At 28.5% G+C, this 14,998-nt stretch carries 17 protein-coding genes; all 17 read right to left on the bottom strand.

The genetic code is table 11. The features are described 5' to 3' along the window. Window positions 1-63: 63 nt before the first annotated feature. The 17 genes from ACWCL1_RS06530 to essC all read right to left on the bottom strand — a co-directional run bounded on the left by ACWCL1_RS06530 (window position 64) and on the right by essC (window position 14,980). The gene (locus ACWCL1_RS06530; protein ID WP_454546104.1) at window positions 64-783 is read right to left on the bottom strand and encodes a Bax inhibitor-1 family protein; all 720 of its coding nucleotides are present in this window, start codon (window positions 781-783) and stop codon (window positions 64-66) included. Between the two features lie 24 nt (window positions 784-807). Continuing rightward, a complete protein-coding gene (locus tag ACWCL1_RS06525) occupies window positions 808-1,530 on the bottom strand; it encodes a Bax inhibitor-1 family protein (RefSeq protein WP_454546103.1) in 723 nt (240 codons plus the stop codon). 39 nt (window positions 1,531-1,569) lie between these two features. After that, window positions 1,570-2,238, bottom strand: coding sequence for a Bax inhibitor-1 family protein (locus tag ACWCL1_RS06520; RefSeq protein WP_454546158.1), 669 nt, complete (start codon window positions 2,236-2,238; stop codon window positions 1,570-1,572). A gap of 192 nt (window positions 2,239-2,430) precedes the next feature. Further along, window positions 2,431-2,934, bottom strand: a complete 504-nt coding sequence (locus ACWCL1_RS06515; RefSeq protein WP_454546102.1) for a hypothetical protein — start codon at window positions 2,932-2,934, stop codon at window positions 2,431-2,433. A 42-nt stretch (window positions 2,935-2,976) separates the two neighbouring features. Beyond that, the gene (locus ACWCL1_RS06510; RefSeq protein ID WP_454546101.1) at window positions 2,977-3,444 is read right to left on the bottom strand and encodes a DUF805 domain-containing protein; all 468 of its coding nucleotides are present in this window, start codon (window positions 3,442-3,444) and stop codon (window positions 2,977-2,979) included. Continuing rightward, the gene (locus ACWCL1_RS06505) at window positions 3,428-3,877 is read right to left on the bottom strand and encodes a hypothetical protein (protein WP_454546100.1); all 450 of its coding nucleotides are present in this window, start codon (window positions 3,875-3,877) and stop codon (window positions 3,428-3,430) included. The genes ACWCL1_RS06510 and ACWCL1_RS06505 overlap by 17 nt, the downstream gene beginning before the upstream one ends. A gap of 270 nt (window positions 3,878-4,147) precedes the next feature. Continuing rightward, on the bottom strand, window positions 4,148-4,612 hold the full coding sequence (locus ACWCL1_RS06500) for a DUF805 domain-containing protein (protein ID WP_454546099.1): 465 nt from the start codon (window positions 4,610-4,612) through the stop codon (window positions 4,148-4,150). A 22-nt stretch (window positions 4,613-4,634) separates the two neighbouring features. Then, window positions 4,635-5,087, bottom strand: coding sequence for a hypothetical protein (locus ACWCL1_RS06495; protein ID WP_454546098.1), 453 nt, complete (start codon window positions 5,085-5,087; stop codon window positions 4,635-4,637). 14 nt (window positions 5,088-5,101) lie between these two features. Then, on the bottom strand, window positions 5,102-6,031 hold the full coding sequence (locus ACWCL1_RS06490) for a DUF805 domain-containing protein (protein ID WP_454546097.1): 930 nt from the start codon (window positions 6,029-6,031) through the stop codon (window positions 5,102-5,104). 836 nt (window positions 6,032-6,867) lie between these two features. Then, complete coding sequence (locus ACWCL1_RS06485) at window positions 6,868-7,302, bottom strand: DUF805 domain-containing protein (protein ID WP_454546096.1); 435 nt, start codon at window positions 7,300-7,302, stop codon at window positions 6,868-6,870. A gap of 24 nt (window positions 7,303-7,326) precedes the next feature. Further along, the gene (locus ACWCL1_RS06480) at window positions 7,327-7,623 is read right to left on the bottom strand and encodes a DUF4176 domain-containing protein (RefSeq protein WP_283602251.1); all 297 of its coding nucleotides are present in this window, start codon (window positions 7,621-7,623) and stop codon (window positions 7,327-7,329) included. Window positions 7,624-7,638: 15 nt separating this feature from the next. Continuing rightward, window positions 7,639-8,028 carry a DUF4176 domain-containing protein gene (locus ACWCL1_RS06475; RefSeq protein WP_454546095.1) on the bottom strand — a complete coding sequence of 130 codons (390 nt, stop codon included), beginning with the start codon at window positions 8,026-8,028 and terminating at the stop codon, window positions 7,639-7,641. Window positions 8,029-8,219: 191 nt separating this feature from the next. Then, entirely contained in the window at window positions 8,220-8,930 is a 711-nt protein-coding gene (locus ACWCL1_RS06470) for a Bax inhibitor-1 family protein (RefSeq protein ID WP_454546094.1), read from the bottom strand. Next, window positions 8,930-10,180, bottom strand: a complete 1,251-nt coding sequence (locus ACWCL1_RS06465) for a T7SS effector LXG polymorphic toxin (protein WP_454546093.1) — start codon at window positions 10,178-10,180, stop codon at window positions 8,930-8,932. Before ACWCL1_RS06465 ends, ACWCL1_RS06470 begins: the two co-directional genes overlap by 1 nt. Continuing rightward, complete coding sequence (locus ACWCL1_RS06460; RefSeq protein WP_454546092.1) at window positions 10,158-10,529, bottom strand: hypothetical protein; 372 nt, start codon at window positions 10,527-10,529, stop codon at window positions 10,158-10,160. Before ACWCL1_RS06460 ends, ACWCL1_RS06465 begins: the two co-directional genes overlap by 23 nt. Before the next feature lie 12 nt (window positions 10,530-10,541). Then, window positions 10,542-10,802, bottom strand: a complete 261-nt coding sequence (locus ACWCL1_RS06455) for a TIGR04197 family type VII secretion effector (RefSeq protein ID WP_454546091.1) — start codon at window positions 10,800-10,802, stop codon at window positions 10,542-10,544. 5 nt (window positions 10,803-10,807) lie between these two features. Further along, window positions 10,808-14,980, bottom strand: a complete 4,173-nt coding sequence (gene essC, locus ACWCL1_RS06450; protein ID WP_454546090.1) for a type VII secretion protein EssC — start codon at window positions 14,978-14,980, stop codon at window positions 10,808-10,810. Window positions 14,981-14,998 lie beyond the last annotated feature (18 nt).

Genomic DNA, 14,998 nt, shown 5'->3' with positions numbered 1-14,998 from the left:
TCCATCCTTTTTTCGTTGTATTCAAAGTAAACATAAAAAACATTATTTCATAATCTATTTTTACTAATCATCATCCTCTGACCGTACCATTAAATCTACAATAGATACCCATATATTAATAAAATCTAGAAGCAATTTATCTGCACTCAATATAATTGCTGTGTATAACTGTATTTTGCTTCTACTATTATCTAAATATTCTTTAATGATCATCCTTAATTTGATTGAGTCAAAATATACAAATAATGTAAATAGTATAATACTTACAATATCAATGATTATATGCACCCAGTTCCAGCCTAGAAAATAGTTGATAAAACTAATAATAATTACATCTATTAAAAGGACGTTAAAAATAAAATATGTTTTATTATTGTACTTAGCATTCTTTCTAAAACTGACTATCACTGTTGAGATAAAAATTGCTGATGCTATTATAAAACTATATGTCATTATATATGATAGATGTACACTCTTTGCAGCAACATATAATATTGCAAATCCCATACCAAAAATAATATATGAGATAATAAAATAAATAGACACTATAAAAAATTGAACACATCCGCCTTTTCCCTCTCTCAATCTTCTTTTTACTTTAATGTCTACTATACATAATGACAAACTACAGATTGCAATAGTATAAAAATAATCTTCGCTAAGAATGTAGCTATTGGGAAAAATTTGTTCTGTTAAATATACGCTACTGAATATTATTAAAATCCCAATAATAAATAATGCATATGTTAGTTCTATATATCTTTTTATATCCTGTCGCTTCATTATTTTGTATCCTTATTTATTACCTTAATCATTATCAATCTCCGAACGCATCATCAAATCTGCAATAGATACCCATATATTAATAAAATCTAAAAGTAATTTATCTGCACTCAATATAATTACTGTGTATAACTGTATTTTATTTCTACTGTTATTTAAGTACTCTTTTATAGTTAACCTTAGTTTTATTGAGTCAAAATATACAAATAGTGTAAATAATATAATACCTACAATATCAATGATTATATGCACCCAGTTCCAGCCTAAGAAATAGTTAATAATGTCAATAATTATCATGTCTAGTAAAAATAGACTTAAAATAAAATAAGTCTTGTTACTATACTTGGCTTTTTTACTAAAACTAACTATCACTGTTGCTATGAAGATTGCTGATGCTGTTATGAAACTGTATGAAAATATATATCCTATATGCATAGCTGTTAAAGCAACATCTACTATAGCAAATCCCATTCCCCAAAGAATATATAAAATAATAGAATACACAACTATAATTAAAAATTGAGGATATCCACCTTCTCCACTCCTTAATCGTCTTTTTACGGTAATATCTACTATACACAAAGATAGAACAGCAATTGCTATATTTCGGAAAAATCCTTCACTAAGAATATAATTATTTGAAAAAATTTTTTCTGTAAAATAGATGCTCATAAAGATTATTGCTATTCCAACAATAAACAATAAGTATGTTAATTCTATATATTTTCTTGTATTCTGTCGTCTCATTATTTCATATCCTTATTTATAAAATAATTACATATCTTCTTAATCATCATCAATTTCTGCTCGTATCATTAGATCTGTAATGGATATCCATATATTAGCAAAATCCAAAAGCAATTTATCTGCAATCAATATAATTGCTGTGTACAACTGTATTTTATTTTTACTATTATCTAAATATTCTTTTATAGTTATCCTCAGTTTAATGGAGTCAAAATATACAAATACTGTAAATAATATAATGCTTACAATATCAATAACTATATGAAGCCAATTCCAACCCAAGAAATAGTTAATAAAGCTAATAATAATTACATCTGTTAAAAGGACGCTCAAAACAAAATATAGTTTATTATTATACCTCGCTTTTTTACTAAAGCTGACCATCACTGTTGCTATAAAAATTGCTGATGCTATTATAAAACTATATGAAAATATGTATCCTAAATGAACTTCTTTTAATGCAACATATACTGTCGCAAAAATCATGCCAAAAAAGATATATGAAATAATAAAATAGATAGATACTATAAAAAGTTGAATATATCCACCTTTTCCATTCCTTAATCGTCTTGTTACGATAATATCCACTATACATAAAGATAGAATAGCAATTGCTGTCTTGCAGAAAAATTCGTCACTAAGAATATAATTAGTTGAAAAAATTTTTTCTGTAAAATAAATACCCATAAATATTATTGCTATTCCAATAATAAATACGTTAATTTTATATATTTTGTTGTTCCATTACTTTGTTGCTTCATTATTTTGTATCCTTATTTACTAAAAATTACATATTTTAGTTGTAAATCTTCTGAATCTTATACTTTTTGTAAACATATCCTTAATCCCATTCTTTTTTAGATGTCATTCAAAAATATAAGCATGTCTCAATAAAAAAATCTACATATTATCATTTTGACTTGCAATTTTATCAGTTTCTGTTTCTACTCCATGTCGCTGATTAAAATCATCAACTAATTTTCTTAATTTATCCGCATCTTTTTTATTAACCATTCCTAAATAAACTTCGGTTGTATTAGTTCCTTTTATAGTTTGAGGAATATTAATTCTTTTTTTAGTTGTTACAGAAAATAAACAAAAACTTACTAAGTAAACCCAACGCATTTTGGTTATTTGATCATATTGCAAATCAATATTATAAGTTTTAAAAAGTGACATACACTTTAAATGTAGTCCATATGTATCAAATGTTATGATTGAACGTCCAACTAGTCTTAAATATACATAAATAAATAATAATGTCGCTGCTATAAGCAAAATTCCAATTAATATAGCAATGATCCCCCAGCTACTATCACTTAAAGATAGCATTCCAACTCCCATTCCTAAGCTCAATAAAATCGTTAAAATCCATTTCCAATTCGATACTTTTATTTTTGTCATTTAAAATCCTACTTTCTAAAAATTTACCTATATTTCTTACTACTAATTACTACTTGACTTACTGTATTTTCCTGTTGGCATATTACAATATACTATTATTACAATAGCTAATATAAATTGTAGCCATTCAAATAATCGACTCTTACTTACTAAGAAACATAATATAATATATCCAATAATTAAAAATAAGATTGCACTTTTTTTAATGCCAACATCACGCAAACGGCGTGTGGCTAATGCTAATAAAGGAATGAAAATAACCCATTTCGCTATATTTGAGATCACTGCCACTAATAATAATGATGTATATACTGCTTTATCTAATGCCAAAATCACCATTATAATTGCTCCATTTATCATATTAAAAGCAAGCAAAGTAATCGCAAAAATTAATACTCCCCACCAAAATCCTACACGCGTAGAAATTCCCTTAAAATCAAAATATCCCTTCCAAAAATCTTTCCATGCTTGTTTAAATGTTACTTCTCCAGTCTTATATATTACTTTCATTATTTTGCTTTATTTCCTCACTCATTTGATTAAGAATTTTTGTATATTTATATCTAATCCATTTAATATTATTAACATAACTTAAAACTACTATAGTCGTTTCAACGACTACATATATCACAACGATTGGAGTGTTTTTTGCTGTTAGTGCACTAAAAAAAACACTTTCAGTCATAATTACTAGAAGTGTAGAAAATATATAAGAAAAATATTTACTCCATATTGTTGACATTTTACTCAATGTAGACATACGTTTTACACTATGAGGTGAAGTTGCAAATATTCGTATAAATAGTATCAAAGAAAATGTTAGATTTCCTACCAATCCCATAGTAACTACTTCCGTATTTGCAAATTTACTTAAATATAGTAATCCTGTTAATAAAAATAATAATGGCACATATATATATTGTCGGTATTTTACAGGCTTCATCTATCCATCTCCCAATTGTTTTACATAATTGTGACTACTTTACTTTATCCATACTGGAAGTTACTTCTCCAGTTTCATATATCTTATTTATTTAAATTCCTTAAACTGTTTCAATATTAATATTTTATAATACAAGTAAACTTGTTAATCAAATTTCATCTAAGAATGTAACAAATTACTTGTTTAAAATAATTATTCTAAAAAAGCAATTCGAAAATGAATTGCTTTTGATGTTTCTAATTTACTTCTATAATTATTAGCTATTTCATATTAATTTTCATTTGATTTGTTAAATTTTCCTGTTGGCATGCAACTAATAACAATAAATACAATAACTAAAACAAGTGCTAAAAGAATAAGAACAGGAATAATCATTGTTGCAAACAATAATATAATATATGATGCCATAAGAGCAGTAATTACGCCTTCTTTTAATCCTACATCGCGAAAGCGTCGTACAAGAACTGCTAGAGTCGGAATAAGTAATACTAGATTCAAAATCATAGTAATAAAAATCATTGTTTTATCTAATCCAATACTAAATAAAACAGTTTTATTGTATAAACCAACAATTGAATTAATAATATTCCATCCAAAACAAATAATGAAAGAACCTAACATTCCCCACCAAAAACCTGCACGTGTAGAAATTCCTTTAAAATCAAAATATCCTTTCCAAAAATCTTTCAATGCTTGTCCAAATGTTACTTCTCCAGTTTCATGTATTTTATTCATTATTTAAATTCCTCCTAATAAATTAATTTTCTTTTATATCAATCTTTATTTCTTTATATTTAAAATTAATCCAGTAAATATAATCTATATAACCTAATATTAATATAAACATTTCAATAGCAACACATATCCTAACTACTAAACCTTTATCTATCCATAATTCAGTGAGAACTGATGTAGGAAATAGTATAAATCCCATAGGAGTCATATAACATGCTAATTTAGTTGAAAATAATGATATTTTCTGCATATCAATACTTTTAAATCCTATATACATCTTATAATTTTTATATTTATTAGGATTATAGCAACTCAAAATTATCTGACAAAACCCTTCTATTAATGCAGGAGTCACATTAGCTACTAATAATAAAACAAACCACTTTATAGTTATAGAGTTGCTTAAATATAATAATCCTGTTAACAAAAATAATAATGGTAAATATGTATATTGCCGATATTTGATAACTTTCATTTGTCTATCTCCAATTACTTTAAGTCATTATAGCTACTTTTTTGCTTACTATATTTTCCTGTTGGCATATTACAATATATAGCTATTACAATTGCTAATATAAAAAGTATGACTGTAGCTATTTGACTTATAATTGCCGCAAAATGTAACACAGCATAACTAATGATTAAAAATAAAATAATACTATTTTTTATACCGATATCTCGAAGGCGTCGTGCTGCTAACGCTAGCAAAGGGATTAAAAGTATAAATTTAATAATACTTGCTATTATAAATAATGATGTGATCACTATTTTTTCAGTACCTAATGTCGTAATTGCTATCATTATAACTATTCCATTTATTATATTAAAAGCAAGCAATGTAATAATATAATCTAATAATCCCCACCAAAAATCTGTCTGTGTAGCAATTCCTCTAAAATCAAAATACCCCTCCCAAAAGTCTCTCCATCCTTGAACAAAGGTTCCTTGTTCTTGTTTTTCTATCTTACGTTTATTTTCTACACCTAGATTTACCTTTGAATCTAAATTTTCTTGAACTACTTTATTTTCATTTATAATATTTCGCTTAGTATCATCATATACAGATAATTCATAATGATATAATTTCACACATGAATAGATTGTAAAAATATTTACAATTATATTGGCCATAAAAACAAGTGTTGCCAATTCCAATGGTAAAGTCATGTAGTTAAAAAGCGCTGAGAGTGCAATAAGTGAAATAACTGAAATAATTTTAGGCATGATACAGATAAATTTAAATAGTAAAGAGGCTTTATCTGTAAAATTGTTAAAACCTTTTACGAAAACTTCATTTTTAGCAAACATTCTAATAAAAAAATCAACTAAAATAATAAATATGGGAATTATTAACAATGCAAAAAGATTCCCAGTAAGCATATTTAAAATAGTTTCCACAATTAAAGAACATATTGGCAAAATGACGTGTCCTCCCAATCACTTGATAAGTCTGATAAATCTTGATCATTTCTAAAAATACTTCCTATTTAATCAAAAAATATCATCATCCTTAAAATGTAATTTATTAATTTGTGAATTAATTACATTTATTCCTATTGAGCTATTATTAAATGTTTTATATTTATTTTATTAATTATGACGTAATAGTATTATCAATTTTCCATTTTTTAATACAATAATTTACCCATCTGAATTGATTTACAAGAAGTAATATAAGCAATGGAATTTCAATTATTGACATGACTGGAATATTTAGCCGAAGTCCTTCAACAAAAGTTGGAAACGGAAAAAGTCCTGTCCACAATAACATATATAAAATCAAAAAATTTCGTTTTCCTTTAATAATTATAAACTTCTTTGAATTATTTAAAGTTACCCACATTATTAATTGACCTATAGCATTTCCTATAATTTCAAAGATAACTATAAACAAAGCACAAAAAAAGTTACTTTATCTACTTTATCAAATAAATTTCCTATAAATACTCCTAAAACCATTAATATCCAGTAAATATATCCTCGATATTTAATTTGCTTCATTTTTTTCATATCCTTTATTTTATAGCACAAAATTTATCACTAAAGTTTTTAACAGTTTGTCTTTATCAAAATATCAAATCGATGGATACTTGATTGAAACATTTACGTCTACTAGTGCACCTAAGTTAATATTAAGATTATCCACAAATGCTGTAATTTCTAGAACAATTTTACTGATCATTTGTTGACATATCACAATATTAGCCACTAAATTTTTTTCAAACTGTGATCAAAATAGAATTACATAAAGTTAACTATTCTTTGTTAAATTTTCCTGTTGGCATACATAAAAGAATAATTATTGCAATATTATAGATAACTCCAAAATATACCAACGAGTAATTTATATAAATTAAAACTTTAAGAATTATATAAGCTATAATAAGTACAATAATCAGTCCTTCTTTTAATCCTATATCTCTAAATCGCCGAGCTGCTGTTGCCAATAATGGAATTATAATCATAATAGCTAAAATATAGTAAATTATTTTACCTATATCTGACTCACTAAAAATTCCCATTAAACTTCCTCCAATAAATCCAGCTAAAAAGATGCCAATTAAATAAAATAAAGCAGTCCACCAAAATCCTGCACGAGTAGAAATTCCTTTAAAATCAAAGTATCCTTTCCACATATCTTTCCATGCTTGATCAAAACCTATTTTCCCTGTTTCATTTACCTTATTCACTTCATTTCCTCCTAAATGTTGAAATTAATCTAAGTGAAAGTGAGGATATTGAACATTTTCCAATCCTTTATTAAGTTGTTCTTGATAACGACTATCCTCATCATCTGTATATCCTTTAAAGATAACTTCATCAATATCTTCTTGATTGAAAAAATAATCCTGCTGCGTTGCTTTTCCATCAGGATAAACACATGCACCATAATCAAAATATCCGACTTCATCGCCACGTTGCATCAATGGTAAACGCGAGATAATCATTGCCTTACGATTAATTTCTCTTTTTTTCAATGTTACGATTGTTCCAATTGGTAAAAATTCCATTTTTTATCTTCCTTTCTAATTAAATAATTTATTAATAGAACTTTTATTACTATTATTATCTTTCTTGGCGGCTCTATCTAAACTATAGACTCCACCATCTTGTAATTCATGATAATCGATTTTAGCTTTCTTTAGGTTATACAATTCAATATAGCTTTGCAAAAATTCATCAAAAACTACATTTTCTTCAGAAATATATCCTTTATAGACTGTTTTATCTACATCTTCAATATTAAAGCAGTACGTTTCCTTCTGACCAATATCTCCGATGGGATATATTTGTCCACGAAAATCATAATATTCATAATTATTCTTAACTTTGATTAGTGGGAACTTTCCAGTAATCATAACTAATAGGTCAAAATTTTTCAATTTAACTATTGATCCGATTGGTAAATTCGACATTCTAAAGTTCTCCTCCACTATACATTATTTTTGTTTAATTTATCCTTCTTTGCTTGCAGTATCAAAACCTATGTCTAAATTGATTGTAATATAGTCTAGTATTTCAACTAAGAGTGATGCCAAATTTTTCATAATCTTCTAAATCACTTTCACTAAAAATTTTTCAGCAATCATAACTGCATTTTTTAATATCAATCATCCGCTGATTCAAATATCAAATCAATTAAATCAATCCATATAAAGATAAAATCTTCATAAATGTCAGTTGCGTCTCTTAATATATTTAGTATTCTGCCTGTCTTATTAATTTGTGTTAATTCCTTTGCATGTTGTTTTATTTTTATTGTATCCAAATATATAAATAATGAAACTATTACTAAATCTACAATATCTATTATTATATTCACCCAATTCCAGCCCCAAAACATATTAAATACAAAAATAATAAACGAACCTATAAAAACATTATTTAAAATTGGATGATTATAATTTTTCCTTTGAGTAAAATATCCTCCAATAGTCATGCCCATAAAAATTACAACTGTAATCCAAAAAGTATATTCTACAACATTATTAAAATTTACTATATTACAAATTGTATCTACAACAGCTAACATAGCACCATACAAGCAACAAAGCATTAAGATTAAAATTAAGTAACACCATACTAAGGACTTGTTAACTTTATCTTTAATAATTCTAATTTCAATAACAAGTCTAACAATTACAATGGGAATCAAACCTATTCCTATTGATTTTATACTAGACTCAATACCACCATCAAAAGTTAATTGATCCCAATTTAATATTTTTTTATAAAAAATCATAAATAAAATATTAATTAATAATTCAATTCCAAATACTGTATATACTAATAAAACATAATCTTTTTCATTTTTCATTATTCAATATCCTTATTTAATTCTTTACTTGCTACATTAGAAACTTTAACAGATCCACAGACTCCGCCGATGGTAGATCCAATTTCTGCTCCAATTTCTGCTCCTAGCATTGTACCTGCTCCTGGAACGACTGATCCAATAACACCTCCAATCGTCATTCCAATTACGCCACCACCAATTCTTCCAGCAACTCCTCCTGCTAAGTCTGCTACTTTAGTTCCTGCAAATGCAACCACTGTACGACCTAATGCTTCAACTACAGGTTCTCCCTTTTTTATTCTTTTATTAAAATTTTGACCTACCTCAGCAACATCGAAAATTTTAATAGTATCTTTTACTGGTTTAAATACTCCTCCTACTACTTCATCAAATCCATCTCTTATATTACTAAATTTATCAATTTTATTAATTTCATTTAAATCATTTGTGGCTTTTTTAAAAAAAGTTCTTTCAAATTTTTTATAATCCCAGTCTTTATTCCAACTTTTCGGAAGTTTTGTTTTTATTTTTTTCTTTGTTTTTGATTCACTATTAGGAATTAATCCTATAATAATATCTTGTGTACTTTTTTCGCTTGTCTTTTTAACTTTCTTTACCTTATAAACGTCTTTATCTCCTCCTTTTCCTACATCCTTCCAATCTAAGTCTTTAGGTGTTTGATAACTTCCACTAGTATAATTTCCAGATACATCTACACAACCTTGTGAAACTGCTTTATTTAAATCTTTTACATCGGAAAATATTGAAGGAGAACTTTCATTAAATTTATTTAATTTTTTCAGTATTTTTTGATATTTCTTCTTCTTTTTCTTTAGTGCATCAATGTTATCTTGCATGCTATCTAAAACTTTAGTTGAATCTTTAGATGGTGTCGGATTAGTAGCAAAAGCTGCACTTGCTAAACTCATACTTAATTGTTGTTTTATTATTTGCGTTTCACAATTATTAATTAATTTTTGTAATTTACTAGTTGACCAATCTTTGCTATCAACCTTGCTTCTGTATTTATTAGGAAAGTCCTGCACATCTGACTGAATCACGTTTAACAAATTTTTAGTTTGATCAACTAAAGGAATAGCAACACTTGTGGCAAAACTTTTAGCACTGTCAGCAGCATTCCCCTTTACATCGGCTGATCCAATTTGATTAAGAGTTTGTATAACTCCATCTAATGCTACTGACAAATTTTGACATGTTGTTAGACAGCTATTAGCTTGAGTGTCTGAATCACCTTGTTTCATCTTTACCATCGTTATCTTCCTCCTTTTTTTGCTTTATAATTTGCTCACTAATATTTTGCAAGTCCTTTTTAGTTTTACGAATTTTTTCTTTCAAACTTTCTTGTCGTGAAAATAATACACTATTTATCTGATTATAATTATCTAGTATCTTATTATTAATATTTAATATTTCATTTGAATATCTACTATGAAGAAGTTCTCCTTCTTCTCTCAAATTTCCCTCAATTTGTTGCGCTTTAACGGATTGATTATTATCAATTAATTCATCAAGTGCCGTAGATTCTTTTTTCATATCACTATATGAATCTTCTAATTGATGTCTTTCTTTTAACAATAAGCTAATATCCTTTTTATCCATTTTTTACCTCAATTACTTATATGTGTTATTGTCCGTTTCTTCCATTGCATCTGCATATCCATCTAAATTTTTAGAATAACTTTCTAAAGCATCTTTTACGTCATTAATAATTTTAGGAACTTTATCAATAGCATCTTTTGCATTTGAATTTCCTTTAATTGTCGTTGACTCATCTTTAACAATTCCCGAAGAATCTAAGTCATTTAACGCTGTCCTAATGCTATTGGCTATGTTATGCAATGTTTCTTTATTGACCTTAATTTCTCCACTCATATTACCTACTCCTCATCAATAATTTTTGTCTTTGTAAATTGTCGTTCAAATTCAGCCCAAACAACACCAATTTCAGGATCAATTTCATTTTGATCAAATCTTGCTTCAACAATATGCTGATCTTGTTTACGCATTGCTAAAACCATTGTCTTCATATAGTTTTTCAAAATGTTTCCATTACCTGTGAAATCACTTGTAATAAATGAACTATCTGCACTAACAATAATAGCAATATGTGCATCATTTGCTTTTTTCAAAATAAACTCAAGATCTTTAGACAAGATTCCTGTAATATCTACAAATTTTTGCATATCAGTTATAAATATATATGACCATTTATCAATATTTTTAGCATTATCATCTTGAATTATTTCAATCAAGTTATCTTTAAATTCTTTAATATCCGTATCATTATTATAAAATCCTGACACATTTGGTCGATCTGAATATATTTTTCCACTATCAATAATAATTGATGCTCCCCAAACTGAACTACCATTAATCATTGAATCTCCAATTGCCATCTTAAGAGGTTTAAATCTCTTAGCTTGATTTCCCATTAACAACAAGTTTCCATGTTCTTCTGGATCATACACAACGGCTTCTACATCTTCGTAATCTAAACCAATTGGTAGTTTTTGATCTGACAATGCTTTTTGCACATCATTGCGTTTAAAGAAGTCATTTGCAAATAACTGATCTTTCATCATTGGAATTGGATCAGGTAATTGTCCATGCCAATTATCTTTAATTGCATCTACTTCATTACGTAAATTGCTAATAATTTCAACATCATCATTTCCATCCACAGGAAGTGCTGTTTGGAAAATTCGTGGTTCATCCAGTACGATCATTCCACGACCAGGAATATCATCAATGTCTAATCTAGTCTTACCAATTAATTGATATAAATCATCGTCTGTATTTTGCTTAAGTGCAATTCTTCGTTTAATGTTATTGATTAAAGTTGAATGCATTGCTCGTGCAGCTGAAGCACTTGCAACTAAGTGAATTCCTAAACTATTTCCATCACGGGTCATTTTAACCATTGTATTTAAGAATTGTTCACTAAATTTTGAATCATTTGCACCATCAAAATTATCCACAACTACTACAATTTCTGGAACAATTTCGCCAGTCATTTGTTGATACATCTCAATATTAGCTACTGAATGTTTTCCAAGCATTGCTTGTCTTTGCTTCATTGTTTGATTGATTCGTTTAATAAATTTGCGCATCTTTTCATCTTCACCTAAGGCCAAGAAATCAGCTACATGTGGTAAATTCCGCAATGGCATTAACCCATTTGTTCCAAAGTCAAGTAAATAGAAGTTGACTTCTTCTGGAGTATTTTGGCGAACTAATTCCATAACTAATGTTTGTAAGAATGTAGATTTACCATATCCAGAAGCTGAATATAAACCAATATTACCGTCTTCACTTAAATCAATTTCAACTGATCGTTGCGCTTGTTCACTTGGAATATCAACTTGTCCAACCGTAACTTTTAAGTTTTTGCCAGTTGATTCTTTAATTTCACGTAAATCAGATAACTTAATTCGTTTTCTTAATGGTGGCAACCATGGTTGTGCAAGTGGTTGGGCGTCGCTTTCAGTGAAAAGCTTATTGACTTGACCAACCACTGCTTCTAATTGAGTTGGTACCTTATCAACATGTCCCGTTTGATCTAGTCCACTTAAATCTTGACTAATCACATGTTCTTGTCCCATGCGATCAACTTTTTTAATCAAGAAACTTTGATTACTATCTTCGTCTTCATCTGGACGATAAGCCGCTCCACTATAAGCACTTTGGAATAATTCATAAATTTCATTATTACCAACTTCTAAATATGCCCGTCCTGGCAATGTAATGCTTGCAGCATCAGGCGTTTTCAAAACTTCCATTGAATCTTCGCGGTCAGCAACTTTCAAAGAAATCTTGAAGTTTGAGTTTGACCAAATTTGGTCATTAACAACCCCAGCTGGTTTTTGAGTCGCTAAAATTAAGTGAACCCCTAAAGAACGTCCAATCCGTGCGGTTGAAATTAACTCATCCATGAAGTCTGGTTGGTTAGATTTTAATTCCGCAAACTCATCAGAAATCATAAATAAGTGTGGCATTGGTTCTTTAGCAATTCCTTCTTTAAATTTCTTTTGGTATGCGTTAATGTGGTTAACTTCATATTTTGCAAATAAACGTTGTCGTTTCTTCAACTCTGCATTGATTGACTCTAATGCCCGCAAACTTTGATTTTTATCTAAGTTAGTAATTGTTCCTACTAAGTGTGGTAAATCTTTAAATAAGTTAGCCATTCCCCCACCTTTGTAGTCGATTAAAAGAAAGGCGACATCATATGGATGGTAGTTAACTGCTAAACTTAAAATGTAGCTTTGAATCAATTCAGATTTACCTGAACCAGTCGTTCCGGCAATTAATCCGTGAGGTCCATGTGCCCGTTCATGCAAGTTTAAATCAACAATTTCATCAGGTCCACTTACACCTAAAGGAGCCGCTAAAGTTTTATATGGAGAATGTTCTTGCCATCTTTGTTCAATGTGTAACTCTTCAACTGATTTAACATCATACATTTGCATGAAAGTTAGCTTTTCAGGAACAGCACTCTTTAATGTTTCTAAGTGATTTAAACTTGCTAATTGCCGTGGCATTAAGCGTTGTTTACTTGATGTTAAGTGATCTAACTTAAACTTCTTTTGCAAAAGTTTACCTTGTTCCATCACTAATTCACCAGTATGTCGATCGCGAATATCAATTACGGTTTTAATATTTTCTGGCAAACTACTCATAACATCTTTAACATAAACTAAACTAACACCTAGTTTTTCAGGTTCATCACCTAAAATTTCCATGATACCGTGATCTAAAATTAATTGTTCATCTTCAACAATCAATACAAATTGTGGAGCAAACTTAATTTTCTTTTGTTCATTTTCATTAGTTTGGTTTAATTCATTTTGGCGGTCTTTTAATACTTGATTTAAGTAGTTCATGATTGTATCACGACTCTTTTGATCAAATACAAAACCACGCATTTTTAATTCTGGTAATTCAAATTGGCGAAGCCATCTTAACCATGCCCATTTTTCAAAATCATTTTCATTGAAAACTGAAATAAACCGTACATCATGATAACTTTGAAATGTTGCTAGTTGGCATAGCATCCATTGCAACTGTTCAATTACTAAGTTTTTAGGTCCAATATATCCTACTGGTTGATGCATTAAATCAGTAGTAATTGGCATGTCATGTAAAATTTGGTGCGTATTGATTAATTTATATGTTTTAGCCATTAACGGATCATCTAAATCAATTGAACCGTTACTACTATTGGTAATTTTAGCTGAAGTTTCAACATCACCTAAACCTAGCCGGTAAGTTAAGAAGTCAAAATCATCTGCCTTTTTTTCATAAATTCGTGAACTAAATTGATCCACCATCTTAAATAATTCTTGTGGTGATGGATAGTGGTAAAAAGCATTTTCACGTTGTTTTCGTTGTAACTGGTAAATTTCTTTTACCTTTTGATCATAGTATTCATTGTATTTAATAACCCGTTCTTTAGTATCATGCTTATACTTTTTCTTATTTTTAAAGTATTCGATAACTGCAAAAACTACTGTAACTGTCGTTGTTGCTAATGACATCAACATGAAAAGCGCATTTGCCCGAATTAATGCCATCACGATACTGACTCCAACCATTACTAATGGTGGAATAATCGTCTTTAAAAGACTTTGACTATTCTTTTGAATCGGTGCTGGCGGATTTTCAACAGTTACCTTTTCTTCAGGTGGCAATTTGATAATCCGAGGTGAGCGATGATAATCTGGATACTCATTTGGTAAAACATGACTTGATTTTTTAATTTCAGTCAAGTTTGTTTCCACATTTCCTTCCACAACATGCAATTCATCAGGATAAATGCGTAAAGTCGTATCACCTAGTTGTAAAATTGAACCTGAAACCAATTCAACTTTCTTTTCTTCAGGATAAAAATAGTTAACAATTACATCCCCATCTAAAATGTGTAATGTCCAATTATCCTTTACATCTTTTCGTGTCAATGTAAGTTGAACTGGTTCTTCAACTTGAATATCCGCTCCAACTTGATTAGCAATATATAATTCTTTCGCAATGAAGAAATCATATAGTTTCATCAGTTATCTTTCCTTCCA

It is taken from the genome of Ligilactobacillus sp. LYQ135, assembly GCF_053711055.1.
This window is presented reverse-complemented; position numbering and strand designations above follow the sequence as displayed.

What these genes read in the sequence shown, in the direction of transcription:
- ACWCL1_RS06530 (WP_454546104.1), bottom strand. Translation starts at nt 783, where the DNA reads ATGAAGCGACAGGATATAAAAAGATATATAGAACTAACATATGCATTA.
- ACWCL1_RS06525 (WP_454546103.1), bottom strand. Translation starts at nt 1,530, where the DNA reads ATGAGACGACAGAATACAAGAAAATATATAGAATTAACATACTTATTG.
- ACWCL1_RS06515 (WP_454546102.1), bottom strand. Translation starts at nt 2,934, where the DNA reads ATGACAAAAATAAAAGTATCGAATTGGAAATGGATTTTAACGATTTTA.
- ACWCL1_RS06510 (WP_454546101.1), bottom strand. Translation starts at nt 3,444, where the DNA reads ATGAAAGTAATATATAAGACTGGAGAAGTAACATTTAAACAAGCATGG.
- ACWCL1_RS06505 (WP_454546100.1), bottom strand. Translation starts at nt 3,877, where the DNA reads ATGAAGCCTGTAAAATACCGACAATATATATATGTGCCATTATTATTT.
- ACWCL1_RS06500 (WP_454546099.1), bottom strand. Translation starts at nt 4,612, where the DNA reads ATGAATAAAATACATGAAACTGGAGAAGTAACATTTGGACAAGCATTG.
- ACWCL1_RS06495 (WP_454546098.1), bottom strand. Translation starts at nt 5,087, where the DNA reads ATGAAAGTTATCAAATATCGGCAATATACATATTTACCATTATTATTT.
- ACWCL1_RS06480 (WP_283602251.1), bottom strand. Translation starts at nt 7,623, where the DNA reads ATGGAATTTTTACCAATTGGAACAATCGTAACATTGAAAAAAAGAGAA.
- ACWCL1_RS06475 (WP_454546095.1), bottom strand. Translation starts at nt 8,028, where the DNA reads ATGTCGAATTTACCAATCGGATCAATAGTTAAATTGAAAAATTTTGAC.
- ACWCL1_RS06470 (WP_454546094.1), bottom strand. Translation starts at nt 8,930, where the DNA reads ATGAAAAATGAAAAAGATTATGTTTTATTAGTATATACAGTATTTGGA.
- ACWCL1_RS06465 (WP_454546093.1), bottom strand. Translation starts at nt 10,180, where the DNA reads ATGGTAAAGATGAAACAAGGTGATTCAGACACTCAAGCTAATAGCTGT.
- ACWCL1_RS06460 (WP_454546092.1), bottom strand. Translation starts at nt 10,529, where the DNA reads ATGGATAAAAAGGATATTAGCTTATTGTTAAAAGAAAGACATCAATTA.
- ACWCL1_RS06455 (WP_454546091.1), bottom strand. Translation starts at nt 10,802, where the DNA reads ATGAGTGGAGAAATTAAGGTCAATAAAGAAACATTGCATAACATAGCC.
- essC (WP_454546090.1), bottom strand. Translation starts at nt 14,980, where the DNA reads ATGAAACTATATGATTTCTTCATTGCGAAAGAATTATATATTGCTAAT.